Source organism: Bacteroidales bacterium (genome assembly GCA_026418905.1).
Taxonomy (GTDB): Bacteria; Bacteroidota; Bacteroidia; order Bacteroidales; family DTU049; genus JAOAAK01.
In genome coordinates this window covers 11,913-36,576 of the sequence record JAOAAK010000010.1, presented here as the reverse complement: position 1 = coordinate 36,576, position 24,664 = coordinate 11,913, and the positions used below count along the sequence as shown (strand labels likewise).

The window sequence follows — 24,664 nt, the reverse complement described above, 5'->3', positions numbered from 1 at the left end:
AGATGTGTATAAGAGACAGGTATTAGGGGGGCCGAAAGGAAGTCCACTAGCAAAGACCAAGTTAAGGTGCATCTTAAATTGTGGGTTACGAGGCATGTAATCTTGGAAAAATATATTGACAGTTACTAATCGATCGGTAGGTCGTGGAATAAAACGAGGTTCAACCCGTTCACTATCTACAGCTACTTGATCTACTGTTATACCAGGAATAATTCTTTCACCAGCTGCATTATAGTATACATAATAGTAATCTCCTATGATGTCTTCCTTGGTTTGAAGAATGCCCAGACTAAACCAAGAATCTACTTCGGGCACAAATTGACCGAAGATTTTAAAATCAAGCCCTATTGCATAACCTTTCGATTTCTCTTGTGGTATGTATTCAATACTGATGTTATCTTGATAATAAGGAATCAAATGATAGAGCCATTTGTAGTAAACTTCTCCTATCATTTTAAAAGGTCTATTCCAAAATGTATCTGTTTTGTTAAAGCCAGCAACTATGTGAATGGATTTCTGAGCTTTTACTTCTGGATATACATTACCTCGATTGTCGCGAAGTTCTTTATACATTGGGGGTTGCTGATACCACCCCAAAGCAAAACGGTATGTTTCATTTTTCCTTTTGTGGGGTTGAATGCTTATCGAAATTCTAGGACTCAATAACAACTCGGAATTATATGTCCAATAAGTCTGCCGAATGCCACCTACTGAATACATGGAGAAAGAGGAAAACATCAATTTTCTTTCTCCTTGCATGTATGTAGAGAAACGTAAACTTTGCATTTGATGTGACGAAATGGATGTTTCATAAAGCTCGAAAAGGGTATAAGGTTGAATCTGAGGATTTGTGTAACCAACAGAATCGGGAGGATGTGGAAGAGAAAACCCAGAAGAATCTATATAGTACCATTTCCATATATGATCATAAACATTTTCGTACTGAAATTTTGCTCCCCATAATAAATTAAAATCTTTTTTGAAGCTATGGTTTCCTTTATGTTCGATGGTAAGAAGTTTCATGTTAAGTCTGTTTCGTCCGTATTTCCAATGAGTACCGATTCCAAGGTTTTCAGCAACATTACCAAATTGATCACTTCCTAAATCGGATTCTAAAAGTCCCAGCCAGTACTGTCCCATGATGTCTTGGTTCTCCTCTTCATGAGTGTGTGTAAAAGAAATTAGGTATTTAAGTGTTGTTTGTGGATTAACAAGATGATACCATTTAAAACCGGTTAGAAATGTTGAAAAAAGATCTTTTTCTTGCCCATCGAAATACATGGTGAGCTGATAGGCCTCATTGATGGTTCCATATGTGGTTTTTCGAGTTGTTGGGATAAATTTGTATTGATTATAGGATGCATAAGTAAACCATGATAGTTCATTTTTTTCAGAGAGCTGGTATGTTGACTGTCCCTGTATATCAAAGAAAAAGGGTTTATAGTCACCACGAGTATCAAGAGCTTTAAGCAAATACCGAGTAGTTTTGTATCGAATTCCTCCAATGAAGGTTAGGAGACCTTTTGCTAAAGTTCCTTCACCACTAATGTTGGAGCCAAGAAGACTGACGTCGATATTAAATTTTTTGTCGGTTGGTTTTCTGTAACGTATGTCAAGAACAGAACTCATTTTGTCGCCGTATTGGGGTTCAAACCCCCCAGAAGAAAAAATGATGGACTGAATGAGCTGAGGATTAACAATAGAAAGTCCTTCTTGCTGGCCTTCACTGAGCAAAAAAGGCCGATATACTTCAAATTCATTCACATACACTAAATTCTCGTCGAAATTTCCACCACGAACTGAGTAGCCAGAAGAAAGTTCATTCCCAGATGAAACTCCGAGACCAACGATGCGAATGAGTTGATCTATGTTCTGTGATCCAGGTAGCAACTGAACTTCACGAGGGTTCATTTTTTGGATGCCACGAGCATTGTCGAAATGGTCGGTGATTAAAGCTGTAGGTAAAAGTCTAGATATTTCCTTTAACGTGACATGATAAGCCCTCACTTCACCTGGTTTGAGGTTAAATGAACTCTGATGAGTTTCATAGCCAAGAAAGGAAAAATAGATAATAACCGTTGTGTCAGTTGGAACTATAATTTCGTAGTATCCATTTTTATCTGTAGTTTTCCCAATAGACGTATTTTGTATTCCCACTTGAACTCCTTCCATGGCTTTGTTCTTTTCATCTTTTACATAACCATGGATTTTGGCTAACTGAGCAAATTGAGGCGAAGTAAAAAAGAAAAAAATAAAGTATTTAATCCATCGTTTCATTGTAGTAGTATTCAGAAGCTGATGATTTTTGCTTGCGAAAAGCACCTCTTTTCCATGCTTGAATAAATTGCATCCATGCCAATGGGTTAATCAAGTTATTTGGTGGAAGTTGACCTGCATAATATAATTTTTGAGCTACTTGATTGGTCCTATACCTGTATGTTTCACTTCCATCAGGCGCAACGTAAGGCATACGTTCTTTGATAGCTTGTAATGTAAGATTACGTTTTGCTCGGTCGTAATCATCTTCGGGAGGAACAGTGTAAAGAAAGGCTTGTTTGAATTGTTCAGGCGAAGGCCAAGGGTAGATGACAGTTTCAGGTAGCCAAATGGTATCTTTCGTCATGAGCTGGAAAAGAGTAAATTTCGTTTCTGTGATGGTATAAGGAATTTTATAGTATGCTTTTTTATAACCTACGTGTGAAAACTCTATGACATCTCCTTTCTCAGCAGCGAAAGAAAAAAAACCATGGATATCGGCAAAAGTAGCTATACGTTTGGTTTTATTAATAACATGTGCAAATGATAGAGGTGTTAGACTATCCATATCCATGATAAGGCCACTAAATTGGATGTATTGGTTTTTTTCAGGTTCTTGAGAAAAACATGAATAAGCAAAATGAAATAAAAGCATGAAATAAATATGTTTTTTCATCCATAACAAGTAACGTTCAAAAATAATCATTATTTTAAAAATAAAAAAGCTGCCTTAGCAGCAGCTCTCTATAATAATAACTTGAGTAATTATTTCACATATCCTTTTTCAAAAAATTCTTTGAGAACAGCTTCCAAACCTTTTTTGTTGATAGTACGCATTACGGAAGTTGATATCCTTAGACGAGCCCATCTTTTTTCATCTGGAAGCCAAATACGCTTATACTGAAGATTTGGATAAAATCTTCTTTTTGTCTTCTTGTTGGAGTGTGATACGTGGTAACCAACAAGCCTTTTTTTTCCGGTCAGGTCACATACTCTTGACATAGTAAAACTTTTTGCAAAGTTAAAAATTTTTGAATTAGCAAGAAGTTAATAAAACAAAATACAAACCTAAAAGTAGCCCACCTTGTGGGTTAGTGTTAAATTGACTGCCATAAGGTACTGAAAACTCAAGAATTTTTGTAGATGCAGTCTTTTAGGTTGTCCAACAAGTAATTAAACATTTCTGTGTTAATTTTGTAAATGTTTTCTCGCCCCATTCTATCTTTAATTAGCAGTCCATTTTTATTTAGAATAATGAGATGATGAGATGCAACTGGTTGTTCAAGATTGAGTTTTTGATAAATAGAAGTAACATTTAAACCATTTTCATCTTTTAATAACTTGAGAATCTGTAGTCGCACAGGATGTGCAAATGACTTTAATTTTTTGGACAAATCTTTAAAACATTCATATTCCTTTATATCTTTCATAAACCCCTTTTGGGGAACAAAATTATATAAATTAATTGGTTATACAAAAATTTTTTTATGTTTTTATACCATTAAAATATATTGCATATTTATTTGTTACATCTTATCTTTAGTTCAAATAAAGTAAGAGAAGAAGTTTATGGTGAATAAGTATGGAAAAAAATTTCATGGATTCACTTGTCTTATAACCCGATTTAAATAAGATAAAAAATTTATTGATTCAGGATAATGAGCTGGATCCAATTGAAAACATGCGAAGAATTGCGCAATAAAATAGAATGATTCGAGATGAAAACTAAAAGTCGATTTTGACAAATAAAATCTAGTGATAAAATGATACGAAATAGAAATTGTGCGTTTCTCAAATAAAGAACTTCGCCATATTGATTATTCTCAAAGCTTCTTATAAAATGAGTCACAAATGGGTCAATTAAATCAATATCGGGCGAAAGTTTTAGGTAAATGTTTTTTCTGATCATGTTCATGAAACCGAAATGTTAAAAACATCGTGAGTAATTGTAATTTCAATTTTAAAAAAATCATAAGATTTGTAAAAAAAACATATGAAAATTGAAGGCAAGTTGGTTGATGTTTGGTCACGTTCCATTTATGGAGCAAAGCTGATCATTGAAAATGGGAAAATTCGGTCTATTGAAAAACTTAGTGATGCTCCTGATATGTATATAATACCTGGTTTTGTGGATGCTCATGTGCATATTGAAAGTTCCATGGTTACCCCTGCTAACTTTGCTGCAGTAGCTTTACGTCATGGAACAATCGCAGTGGTTTCAGACCCCCATGAAATTGCCAATGTGATGGGAGAAGAAGGAATAGATTTCATGATAAAGGATGGAAGCAAAGTGCCTCTTAAATTTTTTTTCGGTGTTCCATCGTGTGTACCGGCTACGAAATTTGAAACCAGTGGTGCTAGTTTGGATGCTGATCTGGTTGAAAAACTTATCCAGCGAGATGATCTGTATTTTTTGGCGGAAGTTATGAATTATCCAGGCGTGATAAACGGAGATGTCGAAATACATAGAAAAATTCAGGCAGCTCATAGGGTTGGTAAGCCAATTGATGGGCATGCTCCTTTGCTTACTGGAGAGGAACTTAGAAAATATGTGGAAGTTGGGATCACAACCGATCATGAATGCTCTACCATGGAAGAAGCTAGGGAAAAGATTCGTTTAGGAATGAAGGTACTCATTCGACAAGGGAGCGCAGCACGAAACCTAGATGAACTTTTACCTCTTTTGAAAGAGCACCCAGATAAAATTATGTTCTGTACAGATGATTGCCATCCGGATGATCTTATTCGTCATCACATGAATGAGTTCGTACGACGAGCTGTCTCTCTTAATTATGATCTTTTTGATGTACTACGAGCTGTTTCCGTCAATCCAGTTTTGCATTATGGCTTATCTGTCGGACTTCTTCGCGAAGGTGATCCTGCCGATTTTCTAGTTGTAAACAATCTTAAAGATTTTATACCTATAAAAGTTTTTATTGATGGCCAGGTAGTTTGGGACGGTAAACCAACTTTTGATGTAAATTTTTCATATCAAGACGTCAATCGTTTTCATCTTAATTCTTTTTCATTAGAAGACTTAAAACCAAATCTTAGCTCTTGTTCGCAGGTAAAAGTTATAGAAGTTATTGACGGACAACTTTTAACTCGTCGCCTTTCGGTCCCCACTGAAGAAATAAAGGTTGAACATGGCATCAATAAAATAGTGGTTTTAAATCGTTACAAGGAAGCTCAGCCAGCAGTCGGATATGTGCGAGGTTTTTCCATTTATGAAGGGGCTATTGCTACGAGTGTTGCTCATGATAGCCATAATATCATAGCTGTTGGTGCAAGCGATGAAGCGATTATGAAAGTAATTGATTCCATTCAAAGAATGAAGGGAGGAATGGTCCTATTCGATGGGCAGGACTTATTCGAATTACCTCTTCCTGTAGCTGGTATTATGAGTTCCGAGTCGGTTGAAAAAGTTGCCTATAAATATCAAAATCTTAACGATAGAGCTCATTCCATGGGAATTCCTCTCAGAGCACCTTTTATGACTCTTTCATTTTTGTCTTTGCTTGTCATACCAGAACTCAAATTGGGTGATATGGGGCTTTTTGATGTAAGTAAATTTCAGTTTACCAGTTTGTGCGACTAAAAAATTACACGAATCTGAGCACTGCCGGTATGAACGACAGTTTCATGTGGTAAAGCACGTCCAGTATACATGAATGTGAGTTCGATGTTATTATCTAAGCGTCGCATAAACATAATTTCCCATGAAAAGTTTTTTCCCACTTTGTATCCTTCCAACATGATGTATTCAATGTAGGGGTGAATCGCTTTGTTTAAACCATATATGTTTTGAAATTGAAATTTTAGTGAAATATTTCCTCGTGTAGCAAAAGAATGTCGATGTTCGATGCTCCAGGTTTGTTTAAGAGTTTTTGTTGTATCAGTCATATTTTGTGATTTTTCAAAAGAACTTCCGACGGAGGTTCTCCATTTGATGGAACGTTGGTATGAAAGGATTAAACCGATTCCTTTCTTGTCGATTTGATAGCTTTGAACGTATGATACGACAGATAAATTTTTTTGAGATTTTTGATAAAGGAGTGGCTCGAAGTAGAAATGTTGTTTGAATTGGAAGGTCGTCTGGCTTCGATGTTCTATAGTTGTATGATCATCAGTTCCATAGAAATAAGATTGAGCAACCTTATTTACTTGTAATAAATAATAAGTACTTATTTTTCCAGTAGAATTTCTAAAAGAAATCTGTTCCCGAAGCGATTGACTTAAAAAAAGATGAAGACTATCCGGGATGCGATGAGGAATAAAATGATGTTTTAGAATAGGAGAGGTGTTTTTACTATTAAATTGAAATGAAAAAGTGTTTTTTAAACCTTGTAACCAGATCCAAAATTTACGTTTGATGTTTAATTTTGCAGCATCGATGATCATATCACCTGAAGAGTAAATATCATAAACAATTTGGTATTGAGTGGAAGGTAATAACATTTTAATGTAGTTTGCTTGATCCTGGAAACTAGCAAGGACAAATTCGTTCAATTCTTTAATCCCGTTATGATTGTAGTCTTTCCACGTATGAGATCCTTGACCGGGAGCTACTTCCAAGAAAAAGAATTCTTTTTTGTTTTCTCGGCCCATTCTATTTAAATAACGAAGACTGAAGGACAAAAATCCTTTAAAATATTGCTGAGAGGTGGTATGTTTCATTTGTAGAAAATGCGTTTTCATGCTGGTATCGGTCAAGACTGGAAACCACCAATAACTGATATCGGATTGCCATTGAATGGGAAGAAAACGATGGAAGGTAAAATTTAGTCCTGTCTCGTGAGAATGCCTAGTCTTGATTGGATGACCATTATAAAAACGCTCGTCCAGCCTCATGGAATAATACGGTCGTACTGTCCATTGATTAGTATCAATATTCTGGACATACACCATGACTTGATTCCAACGAAACTGATTAGTATCGATAGCCAATTGAGTATTTCCTTTTCGAATTTCACCAGTGTGAACTAAATTTAATTTTACTTTCCAAGGAAGGAAACTTACGACGTTTTTGTACTGAAAAAAAGGAAGTTGTTTTCCTTGCCATGGGCTAACGTAGGAGCCGCTTTGAAAAAGATAAAAACGGTTTATCTTGACTTGCCATAAGTATGAAGTTTTCGTCGAAAGCAAATTGGAAGGTAGATGAAGCAATGAATTTTGTACCCGAATAGAAAATTGTTTAACCTGAATAAGATTATCCATTTCTAACAATTGATAAGCCTTCACACTTTGATGTAAGGACCAGTTACGTTCAAATTCGAGTGGCAGGAATTTTTCGACTGGGGAAAAAAGTGAATCCGTTGCTTCAGCCGAAAAGAATATTTTCCATATCGAGGAACTGTCTCGAAGGTGTCTGAGAGGTCGTTTATATTCTGTAAAAAACTTGATAGCATTGCCATGGTTGTTGTTATCATGATAAGGAGAAAAGGTATTTAAATCTTTGGTACTTCGAGCATATTCCAAATTGAAAAGGGTTTTAGAATTAGGCTGAAAATCAGTGGCAATGGTCCACATGCTGGTTTTCTGAGGTGTCACGAGCTGGATAACGGGTTCGTAGGAACCTTGAGGGATTCCATTTACAGGACAGATCCACCGATAAACTTTACCATTGGCTAACTGAGGATCAAGAATGTAATTTCCTTTATGTTGGCCCACGTAGGAGAAGTAGAGTAGATAACGTGCACTATCTGGATTGGTTGAGTAATAAAAGACACTATCATAACCAAGAGAGTCTTTCATAGCGTAAAGAACAAGATCATTCTGAAATGGAACGACACGAATACCAGTAAGATAAGCATGTTGCAAACTGTCGCCAGTTATGAATAAGACTTTGCGAGCTGAGTCGGAAAGAGGTTCAATGGGTTGACTTTTTAAATCTTTTTCTTCCATCATTGAAGCTCGAATTTTCCATTGTCGAAGATGATATTGAACTCCTGTTGTAAGAAGGTACTTATTGTAAAATCTATCGATATATTGAAATTCTACTATGATTCTACTATTAGATCGAATTTGGATTCGATGAGTGAAAGTTATTTCTGCTGTGTTGTAATTAATAACGTAGTCATTTTCTTGTCCTCGTTGAAGTAATTCTCCATCTAAATAGACTCGTTCTGTACCAGCAAGAATAATAATGTACATTTCATTGTTTTTGCCATAAAGTCTGTATGGGCCCTGATTACCTTCAATAGGATTGATACTAATCCGAGCATACTGACCACGTGAAAATGAAGTACCGCAATGATAAAAAAGAGAGTCGTTCTTAGTGAAAATGGAACGAACTTTATCTTGGAACTTGATACCTTCTACCTTACGGCGATATTTGAGAAAATAATGTTTGTCGGAAGATAGTTCTATGTCCCCTGCGTCGAGCAGGAATTTTCTATATTTTAGTTGTATAAATATGTTGTCGATATCTTGAATTTGTTGGGTAGTTCCTTGTGGTTGAATGGGTAGCTTTTGATCGGTGAGATGAGCTGAAATTTCAAGATCTTCTGTTATTTTTCCTCTCAGAGAAAGGTTCAAGGATGAGTTAAATCCTGGATCTTGCCTATTACCAATGCTGATTCCACGTGTGAAGTTTCCTGATTTTTCGATTGATCCTGTTTCGAAAAAATTCGGCTTTTTATAGTTGATTTCATTATATGGAATGAGTAATAATTTTGATGTTTTAGTAATGATGGAAGTGTCTTTATGGTAATAAATTTTCGAGAGATTTACATGTATGGGCGACCATAAGATAGAAATAGAATCGAATCGATTGAGTATTGTTGTATCAAAATATAAAAAACCCGTGTTTACATTAAACTTGAAATTTTCTTTGTTTAAGACTGTTGTACCACTCATGGCAAACCACTTATCTTCTGGGATGGTAGCTGTATCTAGCTTAAGAGAATCGGGATAAGGACGATAGAGGGTTATTACCTTCCAGTTAGGATGTTGGGATTTTACCCAACACGAGTATAAAAGAATACATAAAATAAAAGCATTACGGAACATATTTTATGTGTCCCTAAAAACAGACGAAATGTTTAAGGGAGTAAGTTCTGACAAGATGCTTTCGTGGAACTTAAGTTGTTTTCCCGTATTCATGCATTTTAGTGTAATCGTATTGTTTTTTAATTCATCACCACCTTGCATAAGAACATAAGAAAAATGTAATTTATCAGCGTAGGCAAGCTGTTTTTTAATTTTATGGGGTTCAGGATAAATCATCACACGAAAACCGTTTTTACGCAAGTTCTTTGCCATTTGCAAAAGTGATGAAATCTCACTATCTTCAAATTGAAGTATCAATATATCTCCGGCTTTAACAAGATTTTCCGGAAAGAGTTTTAATTGCTCCATCACATCATAAATGCGTTCAGCACCAAACGAAATACCTACTCCAGAATACCCTTCAAGGCCAAAAATTCCGGTTAAGTCATCGTAGCGTCCGCCACCACAAATACTTCCCATCTGTACATCTTTAGCTAAAACCTCAAAAATGCAACCCGTATAATAGTTTAATCCTCGAGCAAGAGAAAAATCGAAAACAGGTTGGTAAGTTAAATGAATATTTCGACTTTGTTGAAGGATATACTTTATGTCATTGACGCCAAGTTGCACATGTAAATTAGAAATTTTTTCTAAAAGCAACGACAAATGATCTGATCCGTTGTGGGTAAAATCCTTCAAAAAATTTATCAGTGCTAACGGATATCCGGAATTTTCAAGTTCTTGCAAAACATTTTCCCAACCAATTTTATCAAGTTTATCCAATATGGTGGTAAATGCAAAAAATTGATCATTGATGTTGAAATATTCAGCTATTCCCCATAGGATTTTTCGATGATTAATTTTGATTTCTACGTTGATACGTAATTGTTCGAATACATCATTGATGATCTGAATGATATTTACTTCTTCAAGAAGACTGTTAGTTCCGATGACATCAATATCGCATTGATAAAATTCGCGGTATCTACCTTTTTGAGGACGATCGGCTCGCCAGACAGGTTGAATCTGATAGCGCCTGAAAGGGAAAGTTAATTCATGTGCATGTGTTGCAACATAGCGTGCAAGAGGAACAGTCAAATCATATCGCAAACCTTTTTCTGCAATATATGGCAAGAGCGATTGATAATCATTTTTTGCTTCTTCGGGAACATCGGTCAAAAAATCGCCAGAATTCAGAATACGAAAAAGCAATTTATCACCTTCTTCACCATATTTTCCAAGCAATACCGATAAATTTTCCATGGCAGGTGTCTCTAGAGGAAGAAATCCATGATGTTCGAAAGTTTTGCGTAGAATAGAAAATATATAATGTCTTTTTAATGTTTCTTCAGGTGAAAAATCTCTTGTACCACGGGGAATACCAATGTTCTGTTTCATTTTTTTATAAGTTTTAAGTTGGACATCCATTGAATGAGAAATTTTTTAAATGAAGGTTCAATCATTAAAATAAAGCCTAGAAAAGTCAGTAATAAAAATGAATTAATCAACATACGAATCCACATATCTGAAACATAATTTCCTATCATAAACAGGGAAATCAACGAGTAAATAATGGGCAAGATGAGAAAAAGGATTATTTTATGGATAGGATATGGTATGCGGTAATGTCTTTGCCCGAGAAAGTAAGAGAGAATAGCCATACTAAAATAACATGTAAAATTAGCTATAGCACTGCCAACATAACCCCAAATAGGAATCAATAAGAAGTTCAATAGAATAGTAATAATTGCACCAGTGGTACTTATGAAAGCTCCATATATAGTTTTGTCAGTAAGTTTGTACCATACGCTTAGATTATAGACAATGCCTAAAAAAATATGACTATATAACAATAACGGAACCACCTTTAATCCTTCGTAGTATAATGGGCTTACAAAGTACTTTACAAAATCCATGAATAAAATCATAAAAACTACAATTATACTAAGAATTAAAACGAAATAAGAAAGGAGTTCCGCATACATCTTACGAGCATCTTCTTGTTTGTAGACTTCAAAGAAAAACGGTTCAGCTGCATATCGAAAAGCCTGAATGCATATGGATACAATAATGACCAATTTATAACACATGCCATAAATTCCAAGTTGATACATGGCTACCTCTGGTGGTAATAAAAATTTAAGAAGAATTCTATCAATCGTTTCGTTTACAATACCAGCAATTCCAAGAATAAGCAGGGGTAAGGCATATCTTATCATTTTATTAAAGAGATGGTTGGAAAATTTCAGTTTGACTCTTTGTAGTTCAGGGATGAGTAACATCATGATAAAAAAACTCGACATTAAATTAGCTGTAAAGATGTGAATAACATGAGGTTGATCTAGGCATAAAAATTCAAACCATTTCAATGAAACAGGATCCTGTTGATAAATAAAGGGAAACAGAAGAAGCAATATTAAATTAAGAATGATATTCATTGAAATTCCAGCTGTTTTAATCATGGCAAAACGCCAAGCCTTTTTGTGAGCCCGAAGATAGGCAAACGGTATGCTAGAAACTGCATCCAGCGATACAATCAAAGCAGAAAGTATAATAAAATGTTGATTGTTTTCATGTTCAATAATAATAGCAATAGGCTTTAGAAGAGTAAATGCCATGAGTAAAAAAACAAGATTAACCCCCAATACAGTCCAGAAAGAAGTAGAGTAGGTGATATCCCTATCGAGTTCAGCTTCATAGTGACGAAAAAAAGCGGTTTCCATACCAAATGTGAGTATCACAATGAAAAAAGCAATATATGCATAAAATTCGACGTAAATAGCTGATTCCTCAGGAAGGAAAAGACGTGTATATAGAGGAATAAGCAGAAAATTTAAAAAACGGGCTAAAACACTGCTTATACCATAAATAATAGTTTGACCGAAAAGCTTTTGTAAAAAACTCACATGTTTTTGCAAAAATAAAGAATCTGGTTTTTACTTGAATGATTTCTCCTGCAAACCTTTGCCACTTAACTTAAGTTCTTTGAAGTATGATGGAACTTCTTTGTTAAGAAATGCATCTACATATAATTTTGCTAAATACTGAGCAAGCATAAAACCATGACCTCTGAGGCCAATGAACAAGCCAAGTTCAGGATCTACAATATAGCGTGGTTCGACGTAATATCCCCCCCAAATGGCTTGGAATTGAACTGATTTAAGAGAAGGAATCCATTGCGTGAAAACTTCGCTTATAGCTTCAATAAAATCAATGGTATTAATTTTTAGATTTTGATTAGTTTCGTCTGGGTCTAACACTGGTGATGCACAACCGATAATCTGACCGGTTTCCTTTAATTGTTGCCCGTAGATAGCAGAAAAACCTTTAAAAATCCTTCGATCAATAAGCATATCAAGATTTTCATCGTGATATCCTAACATGGGTAAACTTCTTGTAATAAATGCTTGATGTCGAACCGGATAAATCCCAGGATCGATTCCTAGCTGCAAAGCAAAAGTACGGGCTTCTGAGCCCAATGCATTAACAAAGTGTTGTGCTTTGTACTTCATGTAATTTCCAAAGTGATTTCGAACAAGAGCTATAACTTGATCATTTTCTTTTTCAACACTAATCAAACGAGTATCTTCTAACAGTTGGCCGCCATGGGCTAAACCAATGGTTCGAATGAGGTCAACCACCTTTCCAGGATTGGCTTGCCAACAATCTTCTGTGATCAATGCACCGAGGTATGTATGAAGATGGGGATTGAAATAGGGGGAAATGTATTTTACAAAATCTTTGGGTTCAATCATTATAGCGTTGCTCCAAGCCCTGGAAGCATCAAGTGCTTTAAATGTATCCTCGTCATGAGCAAAACTTATATATCTAATAGGTTTGAAATTAATGTTTTTAATTTTTTGAAGTTCAATGAAAATTTCTTTGTTACGTAAAGCAATTTCACTTAATTCTGGGATACTAAAAACAGGCCTACCTCCAGCAATGTTTCTCCAAGAGGAACCATGCTGATAATTTATTAAAATGGGGTTAAAGCCTGCCTCAGAAAAATAGCGGAAAAGTGCACTTCCAGCAATTCCGCCACCTGCAATAAGCACTTTGGTTTCAACGATAGGAATTTTTTTACAGATGTTATAAGGAACAATACGGGTTTGAAGTGGTTTTTGCAATTCTCCAAAAAAGATTTGGTTGGATAAAGGACCACGAGGTGTTGGTGCACCAACAATGGTTATTCCGTCGGCAGCAGCTAAGGTCTTAAGCCGCTGGAAACATCTTTTTCCTCGGCAAGCCCCCATCCCTAAACGTGTTGTATGTTTAATTTCATCAATAGATATGTATTTACGATCTCCAATAGCATTTTTGATTTCCTCGTAAGTAACATCCTCACAGTGACAAATAAAAGTTTCTTCTTGTATAAAAGTTTCACCAGGTTCGAAAATTAATCGCTCTGGAAACCGATTTTTAGGTATAAAACCCCTTGCCTTGGTTAATTTTTCACCATGGAGGGTGGTTGAACGTACTCGTGCTATATTGGTTTTGTTAGGCTTTTTTAGAATTTTTTCTACTACTCCTTCCCCAACTATCTTCCCATCGTTGTCGACAAGGTACACATCGACACCTTCATCTACGAATAGCTCCACAGGAAAGAAAATAGTACTTGTTTGGATGTTATAACCAAAAATGGCAAGTCCAGGACACTGATACACACACGCCATGCAGCCAGTGCATTTGTTGTAGTCAACGACGGGAACCGTACTGGTAGAAGATTTTGAAATGGCTTTATGAGGACATACGAAGACACAAGGATTGCAAGCAAATCCGTAGGTACAGTCAAGTATAACGAACGGTTTTTTCATTCTTTCTTCGTCGGGCATGATAGGATCGTCAAGAATTTTTATGGGATGTTGCTGTGAGTCTAAGTACTCTTTCGATATGGCTAGATAGGTATCGTAGTTGTATTTTTTACCCATCATATCTAGGATCTCATAGGCAATTTGTTTTCCTCTCAAAACAGCGGAAGTTCCTTCTCCAATACGAATGGCATCTCCACCACCTAAGCACTTTTTTCCAAATATTTCTTCGCCCAATGTTAATAATTGATTATCTGGAACCAATCCGGTGCAGATATTGATAGCATCAATTCCCATAAGTTTTTTTTCTGTGCCAGGAATAGGCTGAAAGTTTTTGCATTCGGCAATAACTGCACCGATAATTCCTGATTTATCTTCATTAGGTATAGCTTTGACAAGCATATGGTTGAGTAAGATGGGAATTCCCAGCCTTTTTATTCTATTAGCCTGAACGGGAAAGCCTCCTTCTTGATCGCGGGCTTCAATAATAGCTACTACTTGTGCTCCGGCTTGGGTAAGTTGATAACTTGTTAAATACCCAATATTCCCGGCACCGACGGTTAAAATCTTTTTTCCGAGGAGGGTGTATTCCAGATTCATCATTTTTTGAATCACAGCAGCAGTGTAAACACCTGGCAAGTCGTCATTTTCGAAGGGCGGTATAAAAGGAATTGCACCAGTAGCAATCACCAAATATTCAGCTTTTACATAAAAAAACTCTCCTGTACGAATATTTTTAGCTGCTATGATTTTTCCTTGAAAAATGTCCCAAACGGTTGAATTGAGAAAAATTCCATTTGTTGAATCTCCAGCAAGTTGTTTTGCTATTTCGAAACCTCTCATTCCGCCATAGCGATGTTCTTTTTCAAAAAAGAAAAATTGATGAGTTTGCATCATGAATTGTCCGCCTATGGTATGATTGCTGTCAATGACGATATTGGAAATGCCATGTTCGTTCAGAATTTCTCGGGCAGCTAAACCTGCAGGACCAGCTCCAATGATCGCAACATCAGTTAAATACATGTTTCTTTCTTGGGCATTAAAAATTTCTGACTCAGGAATATAGTTTTTGGGTATCTCAGAAACTTCGCTAACGCCGTCAACAAGGGTGATGCAAATTCTTTTAATTTTACCATCCACCAACATTTCACATGCTCCACACTTGCCGATGCCACATTCAAGTGAGCGATTTCTATTTTTTAGAGAATGACTATGAACAGGATATCCAGCATTATGAAGAGCAGCAGCTATGGTTTGTCCTTTCATGGTCTCTACTGGTTTGCCTTGGTAAGTAAAAAAATGTTTTTCAGTCGTTGGAACATCAAGGATTGGATGGACAAAAAATCTAGCCATTTTTTTTAACAAAACTAATACGTTTTAGGCTGATGATTAGATTTTATAAGAAAAATAAGTTTGCAATTTGCTTATTAAAAAATTGATCTTTGATAAAAAAAAGCTGCCTAAAGCAGCCTTACGAGAGGAATTTTTTGAAATTAAGCGTATTGCTTTTCAAAATCTTGCATGGTATCTATAAGCCATTGCACGCTTTCCTTGGGAAGTGCGTTGTATAAAGATGCACGGAAACCACCTACCGAACGATGACCTTTGATTCCTATGATTCCTCTTTCTTTGGCAAATTCAAGGAATTTTTCTTCTTTATCTTTATATTCTTCGCGCATCACAAAGCAAACGTTCATAATAGAACGGCTTTCTTTTTCAACAGTACCAATAAACATTTTGCTGTTATCAATTGCCTCATAGAGAAGATTTGCTTTTTCAATATTCATTTTTTCCATTACTTGCAACCCACCAATCTCTACAAGCCATTTCATGGTTTCCATGACCACGTAAATAGCAAAAACAGGTGGAGTATTATAAAGGCTGTTTTCTTTCACGTGAGTACGGTAGTCAAGCATGGTAGGAATATGACGTTGATTGGTGATTTGTTGTAAAAATTCTTCTTTGATAATAACAAAAGTAACACCAGCTGGACCAATATTTTTCTGAGCACCTCCGTATATTAATGAATATTTCGTTACATCTAAAGGACGGGAGCAAAAATCTGATGACATGTCTGCAACTAGTGGTACTGGTGAATCTATGTCATAGCGTATTTCAGTACCGAAAATGGTATTGTTGGTGGTGATATGAAAATAATCTACATCAGTAGGAATGGTGAAATTCTTAGGTATGTAAGTAAAATTCTTATCAGCTGAAGAAGCCACTATGACGACTTCTCCAAATCCTTTAGCTTCTTTGATGGCTTTTTGAGCCCATGCTCCTGTTTCCAAGTAGGCAGCTTTTGTTTTCAAAAAGTTAAATGGTACCATCGAAAATTGCAAACTTGCTCCTCCTCCAAGGAAAATTACCTTGTAATTAGGAGGCAGATTAAGAAGTTGCCTCATGTATTCGATAGCTTGATTTAAAACGTTTTCGAAATCTTTATGTCTATGAGAAATTTCAAGAATTGATAAACCTGAATTATTGAAATTAAGAACAGCCTGAGCGGTTCTTTCAAAAACCTGTTGTGGCAAAATAGCCGGTCCTGGATTAAAATTATGCTTTTTCATAATGATACTCGATTTTATGCAAAAGTAAGGTAAATTTTTTCAAAATACATATGAATTTAGGAAAAATTTTGTGCTCATTTAATCAATACATCATTGATTCAAATAGTACAAATTTTCTGTCATTTTTTTAGAATCAGACTTATTTTTCTTCAAAAATTTTGCTACATGTTATGATTTCTTTGATGGCAATGTAACTTGTTAAATCTTAAAATATGTGTGGTAATATTTTTATGGAGAGCATAGTTGTTGTCATTGTACATTGTTTACATATTGAAAAGTTGCAGGGTAATGAAGTGCATGGAATTGATAGAGATTTCAGAGATCATTGATGAACATCAGCTATAATTATTCAGCCCTACATTGAAGTAGGGAAGTTGCAATCACAGATAAAACAGGAAAAGGTAAGAGAGAAGGTGTTAGTGTAATTAGGTGCATAAAAAATTACAAAAGGTAATTATTTCTTAATGCTAGCATGTTGTGGTGGTTTATGAAAAACGAACATCGAACAAAATTTATTCGTTTAGTGTACCGAAATTAGTACGATTACCTACTATTTTGTTAATTGAATAGAATTTTTCGAGCAAAAGTAAAATCAGGTAGTTGCAAAAATAATCAAATGTGCATAATATTTACAATACATCGATGAGTAAATTGTACAAATAGAAGCATTTTGTCGGTTTTTCACCAAGTTTCTAGAAGTATTTGCAAAATATCTTAACGGATTTTACTTTTTATGATGTAGTAATCAAAAGCCAGCTAGATGTCACTTTGCTTACTAATTACCTTGATTCTTCTTGTGGGATATAGATCGAATTTTAAAATGACCAATAAAGAATTTGTTATTTGGACTCAATCAAATTTAATTAAAAGTCTGAGAAGTTGACTAGTTAAAAATTTGTTGAACAAACTATTTTTAAGCACTGATTTGAAATAGAATCAATCATGATTGATTTTCTTAGGATGTTTTTGTATTGTTTCGCATGGATTCTTCTGAGTTTTAACATTTCTATTATGTGAGAGTATTCATGAAAAAGATGTGTGTCGTAAATTTCATGGACTTGTTTTAAAGGTTGTGATATGTGAAGAGATTTATTACAAATACTATCAAATTCTTCAAATCTTTTTTTGAAATCAAACCAGCTTGATTGAAGTATGTTTAAAAAGCTATCAGGTAATACAAAGGTAGTATCATGACGCAAAGATTTTTCCGAGAATACTATTATGGTTCGTATTTCATTTTTTAATAAACATTCATATTTGAACATTTTATTAAGTAAATTTAATGCTTGATCTTTTGAATCGTTTCTCTGTTGTACGCATGAAAGAAAAAGCATGAAAGAAAAAATTATTTTTTTCATTAATTGAATGAATTCCCGACGAAATTAGGCAAAAAATTAAAAAAGTTTACGTAGATTCATTTCCTATAAAATGTATCATGGAACGTTTGAAGAATTTTGAAACTGTCAAGGTCATTTTTGCTAGATGAAGTATGAACTACGATTATTTTTTTGAATGAAAATGTGATTGACAATGATTTATTGTTTTCAATCATGTGTTATTTTTTCGAATAAGAGCTTTGTTCTTGATAATAGTAGACTTGTGGTATTCTCGAATTTCTAATGAAGTTCAATTTTTATTAAGTGTAAAAAAATACACAAGTCATTGATGTGCAACGATTCAATTTAGTTAAAACTTCTACTTTTGTGATATGAAACTATCCGTTGTCATAGTCAACTACAATGTACGGCACTTTCTGGATCAATGCCTTACTTCTGTAATGAAAGCTTTAAATGGGTTAGAAGCCGAGGTGTGGGTTGTTGATAACAATAGTGTAGACGGCTCAACAGAAATGGTCAAACAAAAATTTCCAAAAGTTCGTCTTATCGAACTTCAAGAAAATTTAGGCTTTTCCAAAGCTAACAATATAGTTCTGAGCCAAGTGAAGAGTGAATATGTTGTTTTACTCAATCCCGACACAATTGTCGAAGAAGGAACTTTTCGCAAAGTGATTGAGTTCATGGATAAGCATCCTGAAGCTGGTGCTGCAGGAGTTAAAATGGTAGATGGGAAAGGGAAATTTCTTCCCGAGTCCAAGCGAGGCTTACCAACACCTTGGGTGGCTTTTTGTAAGATGACTGGTCTGACTCACTTATTTCCAAAGTCTAAGTTGTTTGCTGGCTATTATTTGGGTCATCTCGATAAAAACCAGATTCACGAAGTAGAAGTTTTGAGCGGTGCTTTCATGTGTGTAAGGAAAACTGTCCTAAATCAAGTTGGATTGCTGGATGAAGCTTTTTTCATGTACGGTGAGGACATTGATCTTAGTTATCGCATTTTGCAAGCAGGCTATAAAAACTATTATCTACCCATTACTCAAATCATACATTTTAAGGGAGAGAGTACTAAAAAAGGAAGCCTTAATTACATTTACCACTTTTACAACGCTATGCGTATTTTTGCAAAGAAACATTATTCGAGTCGCTCTTTTAACTTATTGCTTCTTTTGATCAATTTTGCTATTGCAACGAAAGCTTTTTTAGCTGTCATTTCTAGAATGATATCCAAGATTGCTATTTTTCTTGTGGACTACTTATTGATTTTTACTGGTTTGTATTTCATAGGGAAACTCTGGGAGAAATTTTTTTTATTGCCATTTGGTATTCACTATATTCCGGAATTATTTTTAGGTGGAATTTCCATTTATGCTCTAACATGGTTGTTTTTTGTATATCTTTTTGGGGGCTATGACAGACCTATTCATTTGAGGAACATTTTACGTGGCCTAGTGTTTGCGACCCTTGTGATTTTAGTTGGCTATAGCCTCTTACCCGAGCAATTACGTTTTTCCAGAGCTATTATCATATTAGGATTTTTTTATGTGTTGCTTTATTACGTAGTTTCAAGAATGATTTTTCACAAGCTTAGGATACTAGGGGTTGAACTTTCTTTCTTTATGCACAGACGAGCACTCGTTATCTCAAAGGCTGAGATTTTCCCATTACTCGAACAGCGGTTAAGAACCATGAGTAGCGTATATGAGTTAATCATTCATGAAGATGTCGATCATATGGTTTTTCAAAAACTTGTTGAAAAAGTTCGAATTTATAAAATCAATCAAATTATTTTTTATTCAGAAGACCTAAATATGTCGTTGATGATGCAAATCATGGGTGCACTTAGTTCATTCGTACCACAATTTTTCTTTTTTCCGTCTCATACTTCTGTGATTTTAGGTAGTAAGTACGTGCATCTTTTCTCTGATGGTTATTTATCACATGTAAGAAATGTGGTATCTCCCATCAATCGACGATTTAAAAGAGGATTCGACATTTTATTTTGCCTTTTCCTATGGTGTTTGTTTTTTTTCATTTGTTGGTTCTATTCTTCCCCAAAAAATTTGCTAAAAAATATTTGGCTTGTCATGAAGGGAAACAGAACGTGGGTAAGTTTTTATGCTTATGAGAAGTGGTTTAGGAACAAAGCAGATGTGAGGCCAGGTATACTTACACCAGTCGATGTTTTACCGCAGGTATTTGATGAAAAAACAGCCCAAGAGCTTGACATGGCGTATGCACAAAATTTTTCCGTTTGGACCGATATGCAAATTATTTTTCGTGCCTTTCGGAAGTTGGATAAGAAAATAGATTGAAAGTTTACAATTCGTAATATGTTGATAATTCAACAAATTCTTGAGGATTTAATTCTTCAGCTCTCTTATTTGCAAAACTATTAGGTATTTTATTTAGAGGTAAGCCTTTAAGGGCGTTGCTAAGTTTTTTACGTCGTTGCTTAAATGCATGTTTTACCACTGTTATAAAGATTTGTTCAGGACAGGGAAGAGTGATCTTTTTAGGAACCAATTGGATAACAGCAGAATTAACTTGGGGAGGTGGTTGAAAAGCGAAAGGTGAAACGACAAAATGTTTTTTTACATGAAAAAAAATTTGTAGTAGAACGGATAAAATACCATAAGATTTAGTGCCAGGGTGAGCAATGATTCGTTCTACAACTTCTTTTTGAAGCATCCCAAGCCATTCGACTAAGTTATCCTTCTGTTCAATAGCCATAAATAATAAAGGTCCCGAGATGTTATAGGGCATATTTCCTATTACGTGCACAGGTTGCTGAGGAAGGTTAGAAAGAGAAAATTCAAGAACATCGCCGCAAATGATACGGTTTTCAATATCAGGGAATTGTTTTTTGAGGTATTCAACCCAAAAGACATCTTTTTCGATCAGCCAAAGTTGATTTTTTAAATGAAGCAAATGCCTAGTCAAGGCGCCTCGCCCGGGACCAATCTCTAAAACAGATTCAGTATCCTCGACAGGAAGCATCAAGGATATTATTTTCTGAGCAATGGAAGGTTGAATGAGAAAATGTTGCCCAAGCGACTTTTTTAGTTTCATGGTGTGGCTTTAACACCTCGCATTTCTCTGTACCTTGGAATGGCTTGTTTGGAATAGTAACTGGAAGGGAAATCAAAGATAAGTTGTTCGTAGTATTTTTTAGCCATTTCTGGTTGCTGTAAAACTATATCGTAGAGTTGGGCAAGTCCATAAAGGGCATCATCAGCATAATGTGAATAAATTCCCTTATCAACAAGAGTTTGATAGAACATAATAGCTTTATCGTAATTTTTTTTCTTTTCATAAAGCTTTGCCATGAGGAGTAAAGCATAATCCTGCACTGGATGGTCAGGAAAATTTTTAAGAATAGTGTCCAGCACCAGCATGGCATCATCGAATTTCCATCCAAACATGAGCCATTCGGCTCGAGCCAGTTTTTGCAGCGGTACATAAGAACTATCATAGTCGATACTCATCTGAATTCTCAAAGAAAGTTCGAGAGCATCGTTGGCAATAGTTTTGGAAGTAGCTCCCCTTAGAATTTCTAAAAGGCCTTGAGCATAATCTATTTCATTCATGAAATAATAAAGTCGAGCACTACAAAACTTGGCATAACTTCCTAGGGTATCATTCTTGAAAGCTTTGTCGACCTGAGCATACAAAAGAACAGCTTCCCATGGGTCGCCTTCGATGGAAAGCACGTCACCCAAAAGAAGTTTAAGCTTTCCCCTTTCAAGAGGCGTGAAAATTTTACTATCAATGGCTTCCCTTAAAAGAGAAATCGAAAGTTGAGATTGCTTCAAATAAAAAACATCAAGATATACCAATTTCTGAAGAAGTGAAAATTTCGATGAAGTCTGATAAGTTTGCTTGTAAGATTGAAAAATTTTATCTCGTAATTCTCTAAGTTCGTTCAATGAGGGATTGGGTAAAGTTGTCAGTTTGTCGTACTGAACCTCCAACATAAGATCGTAAGCATCATAGTAAAACATTCCCTGCTCGCCTTGTGAAAGAACAAACTGTAAAGCATCTAATGCTAAATCATAAAGTTTGAGAGAATAAAATGTTTTTGCACATTCAAAAGTAAATTTACCATTGTTACGTGTTCGCCTGTCGATAGCTTTTGCTTGTGTAAGAGCTTTGTAGTATTCTTGATTTTGCTCGTAAAACCAAATAAGAATCGAAACATACGATTCATTTGATGGGTTTTTTTGTACTCGTTCGAGGAGTTGGGCATGTATATCATCATGTTTCTGCCTATCGTCTTCTATCATGATGGACAGTAATTGTTCTTTAAGCATATTTTCCGTGAAAAGTTGATTTTTGTCATATAGATTAAATAAAATTTGGACGGCATTTTCACGGTTGCCTTTTAATCTATAAACTTGAGCAAGAAGTATGTTTAGGGAAATGGATGAAGCAAATATTTTAGTTGCTTCTTGAAGAACGAAAAGGGCTGCATCAAGAAGTTTTTTATCTATTAAGAGTTGGGCGTAATCAGCTAGCAAGGTCTCGGAATTCTTTAAAACATCAAAGCTTTCTTTTAATTTTTTTTCTAATATTTTAGACTGATTCTGAAGTGAATATAATTCAATTTCATCTGCATAATATCGAACAGTATAAGGATTTTTTTTCTTCATAGTTCCTATAAGCTTTTCGGCGTCCTTCCATTTTTCGAGTTTGATAAGGCATGTTAGATATTCGTCGTATAAATCGACTTTTGTCGGTGTGAAAATTTTTTCGTAGAATGTAATAGCTTTTTCGTATTCTCCTTGTTGGTAATATTGACGAGCAAGTTGCTCATTTACATCCTTTTGTGCGAAAAGAATATATGGAATAAGAATGAAGAAAATGAATCTGATCATCGAGATTGATTTCTCATTACTTGAATAAGGCTATCTATCTTAAATTGAAATTGATGATAAATTTTCAAACTCATTTCAGCATTGTCGACCAGCATCCGTGCCCTTATGATTAAATTATTGTTGGCTTCTATTTCATCGTTTAAGTATTGTTTGAAAGCTTCAGCTGATACTAGTTTGTAACGTAAGTCATGCTGGAGATTACTAAGTTGCTTATAAGAAAAACGAAAATCTTTTTCAATAGCAGGATAAGAAGAAAGATAAACCTGTAAGGCTTTTTTCACTTGTCCCCATTGAGTCATGATGTACCACTGTTCTTCATTTTCTTTTTCTTTAAAGTATTTCTTTAAGCTATCGAGTGAAGCCATATAAGATTTGAAAACATCTCTGACTTGAGTAGTATCAAGTTTTCGAAAATAAGTATGTGTTTCTTGAAGACGTGAAACTTCTTGTTTTATAGCTTTTTTCCCTTTTCTCACATAAGCAGGGGCGCACGAAGCTACGAACAAAATAAGTACCCCCAAAAAAATATTAATTTTCTTTAGCATAATTTTTACGATTTGATAATATTTAACTGCATTATATCCCTGAGGGGTTCTGGAATAATTAAACCTTCATTTGTTTGGTTGTTTTCCAGTAAAGCTGCCAATAATCTAGGTAATGCTAAAGAGCTTCCATTTAGCGTATGAGGATAATGAGTTTTTCCGTCAGATCCTTTAAATTTTAACTTCATACGCACAGCTTGAAATGTTTCAAAGTTCGAAACTGAGCTCACTTCGAGCCATTTTTGCTGAGCAGCACTATAGACTTCAAAATCATAAGTTAGAGCAGATGCAAAACTCATATCACCACCACAAAGACGAACAATTCTAAAAGGCAAATTGAGTTTAATAAGAATATTCTTTACATGATCGACCATTTCATTGAGAGCATCATATGATTTGTCGGGATGAGTAATTTGTACGATCTCTACCTTGTCAAATTGATGAAGTCGGTTCAAACCTCGAACATCTTTACCATACGAGCCAGCTTCACGTCTGAAACAAACACTATAAGCTACCATTTTAATGGGAAGTTCGTTCTCACCAATAATCATGTCACGATACAGGTTTGTGACAGGTACTTCTGCTGTTGGAATAAGATATAAATTATCTTCGGGAACAAAGTACATTTGCTTGTCTTTATCGGGAAGTTGACCAGTTCCAAAAGCAGAACTTTCATTGACCAACAAGGGGGGCTGTATTTCATAGTAGCCTGCAGCAATGCATTCATTTAAAAAAAAGTGAATAAGAGCTCTTTGATATAAAGCACCTATACCTGTGTAGACAGGGAAACCACTTCCTGTTATTTTGGCACCTAATTCGAAATCTATGAGATTAAATTTTTTAGCCAAATCCCAGTGGGGGAGAGCATCGAACGGAAGATGAGGGGGATGACCGTATTCGAAAACTATTTCGTTGTCCTCAGCGCTTTGTCCTGGTTTAACTTGATCGGAAGGAAGATTGGGTAAAAGCAATAGCTTTTCATGAAGGAGGTTTGCAACTTCATCATGTTGTTTTTCAATCTGGCTAATTTGTTCTTTTATAGAGCTACTGATTTGTTTTAACTTTTCTGCTTGATCTATATTTTTAGATTGGTATGCATGGCCTATTTTTTTAGAAAGGTCATTTAATTCTTTTTGTTGTTGATCTCTTTGCAATTGAAGTGATCTTCGTTGTTTATCCAAATCTATGATTTCGTCAATAATTTCTAGATTTTTGAAGTTTTTAATAGCCAATTTCTTTTTAACAACAGAAGGATTTTCGCGAATAACGTCAAGTAGTAGCATTTTT

Annotated in this window: 15 protein-coding genes; 2 read left to right on the top strand and 13 right to left on the bottom strand. The window is 35.1% G+C overall.

Translation table 11 applies throughout. From position 1 onward, the window contains the following. The 4 genes from N2Z72_02460 to N2Z72_02445 all read right to left on the bottom strand — a co-directional run. A partial coding sequence (locus N2Z72_02460; protein MCX7696539.1) for a TonB-dependent receptor occupies positions 1-2,277 on the bottom strand: 2,277 nt, incomplete at its 3' end. Beyond that, positions 2,261-2,962, bottom strand: a complete 702-nt coding sequence (locus N2Z72_02455) for a carboxypeptidase-like regulatory domain-containing protein (GenBank protein ID MCX7696538.1) — start codon at positions 2,960-2,962, stop codon at positions 2,261-2,263. The genes N2Z72_02455 and N2Z72_02460, both read right to left, overlap by 17 nt. A 59-nt stretch (positions 2,963-3,021) precedes the next feature. Continuing rightward, a complete protein-coding gene (gene rpmB, locus N2Z72_02450) occupies positions 3,022-3,258 on the bottom strand; it encodes a 50S ribosomal protein L28 (protein MCX7696537.1) in 237 nt (78 codons plus the stop codon). 125 nt (positions 3,259-3,383) lie between these two features. Then, on the bottom strand, positions 3,384-3,686 hold the full coding sequence (locus N2Z72_02445) for a metalloregulator ArsR/SmtB family transcription factor (GenBank protein MCX7696536.1): 303 nt from the start codon (positions 3,684-3,686) through the stop codon (positions 3,384-3,386). 563 nt (positions 3,687-4,249) lie between these two features. Between N2Z72_02445 and ade the strand changes: the two genes are divergently transcribed. Continuing rightward, on the top strand, positions 4,250-5,854 hold the full coding sequence (gene ade, locus N2Z72_02440; protein MCX7696535.1) for an adenine deaminase: 1,605 nt from the start codon (positions 4,250-4,252) through the stop codon (positions 5,852-5,854). Here ade and N2Z72_02435 read toward each other — a convergent pair. From N2Z72_02435 to serC, 5 genes are all read right to left on the bottom strand, one after another. Beyond that, complete coding sequence (locus tag N2Z72_02435; GenBank protein MCX7696534.1) at positions 5,851-9,267, bottom strand: hypothetical protein; 3,417 nt, start codon at positions 9,265-9,267, stop codon at positions 5,851-5,853. The two genes, ade and N2Z72_02435, sit on opposite strands and share 4 nt — an antisense overlap. Before the next feature lie 3 nt (positions 9,268-9,270). Further along, a complete protein-coding gene (gene hisS / locus N2Z72_02430) occupies positions 9,271-10,644 on the bottom strand; it encodes a histidine--tRNA ligase (GenBank protein ID MCX7696533.1) in 1,374 nt (457 codons plus the stop codon). After that, the gene (locus N2Z72_02425) at positions 10,641-12,152 is read right to left on the bottom strand and encodes an oligosaccharide flippase family protein (GenBank protein ID MCX7696532.1); all 1,512 of its coding nucleotides are present in this window, start codon (positions 12,150-12,152) and stop codon (positions 10,641-10,643) included. Before N2Z72_02425 ends, hisS begins: the two co-directional genes overlap by 4 nt. Before the next feature lie 30 nt (positions 12,153-12,182). Then, a complete protein-coding gene (locus N2Z72_02420) occupies positions 12,183-15,407 on the bottom strand; it encodes an FAD-dependent oxidoreductase (GenBank protein ID MCX7696531.1) in 3,225 nt (1,074 codons plus the stop codon). A 140-nt stretch (positions 15,408-15,547) separates the two neighbouring features. Further along, complete coding sequence (gene serC, locus N2Z72_02415; GenBank protein MCX7696530.1) at positions 15,548-16,624, bottom strand: 3-phosphoserine/phosphohydroxythreonine transaminase; 1,077 nt, start codon at positions 16,622-16,624, stop codon at positions 15,548-15,550. Between the two features lie 1,708 nt (positions 16,625-18,332). Here serC and N2Z72_02410 point away from each other — a divergent pair. Beyond that, positions 18,333-20,273 (top strand): glycosyltransferase family 2 protein, encoded by a 1,941-nt coding sequence (locus tag N2Z72_02410; protein ID MCX7696529.1) that lies wholly within the window; start codon positions 18,333-18,335, stop codon positions 20,271-20,273. A gap of 4 nt (positions 20,274-20,277) precedes the next feature. Here N2Z72_02410 and rsmA read toward each other — a convergent pair whose 3' ends face one another. Genes rsmA through serS form a run of 4 tightly spaced genes read right to left on the bottom strand, consistent with a single transcriptional unit; the run spans position 20,278 to position 24,660 of the window. Beyond that, positions 20,278-21,030 carry a 16S rRNA (adenine(1518)-N(6)/adenine(1519)-N(6))-dimethyltransferase RsmA gene (rsmA, locus tag N2Z72_02405; protein ID MCX7696528.1) on the bottom strand — a complete coding sequence of 251 codons (753 nt, stop codon included), beginning with the start codon at positions 21,028-21,030 and terminating at the stop codon, positions 20,278-20,280. Next, positions 21,027-22,835 (bottom strand): tetratricopeptide repeat protein, encoded by a 1,809-nt coding sequence (locus tag N2Z72_02400; protein MCX7696527.1) that lies wholly within the window; start codon positions 22,833-22,835, stop codon positions 21,027-21,029. Before N2Z72_02400 ends, rsmA begins: the two co-directional genes overlap by 4 nt. Beyond that, complete coding sequence (locus N2Z72_02395) at positions 22,832-23,380, bottom strand: hypothetical protein (GenBank protein ID MCX7696526.1); 549 nt, start codon at positions 23,378-23,380, stop codon at positions 22,832-22,834. Before N2Z72_02395 ends, N2Z72_02400 begins: the two co-directional genes overlap by 4 nt. Positions 23,381-23,385: 5 nt before the next feature. After that, positions 23,386-24,660 carry a serine--tRNA ligase gene (gene serS, locus N2Z72_02390; protein ID MCX7696525.1) on the bottom strand — a complete coding sequence of 425 codons (1,275 nt, stop codon included), beginning with the start codon at positions 24,658-24,660 and terminating at the stop codon, positions 23,386-23,388. Positions 24,661-24,664: the final 4 nt, after the last annotated feature.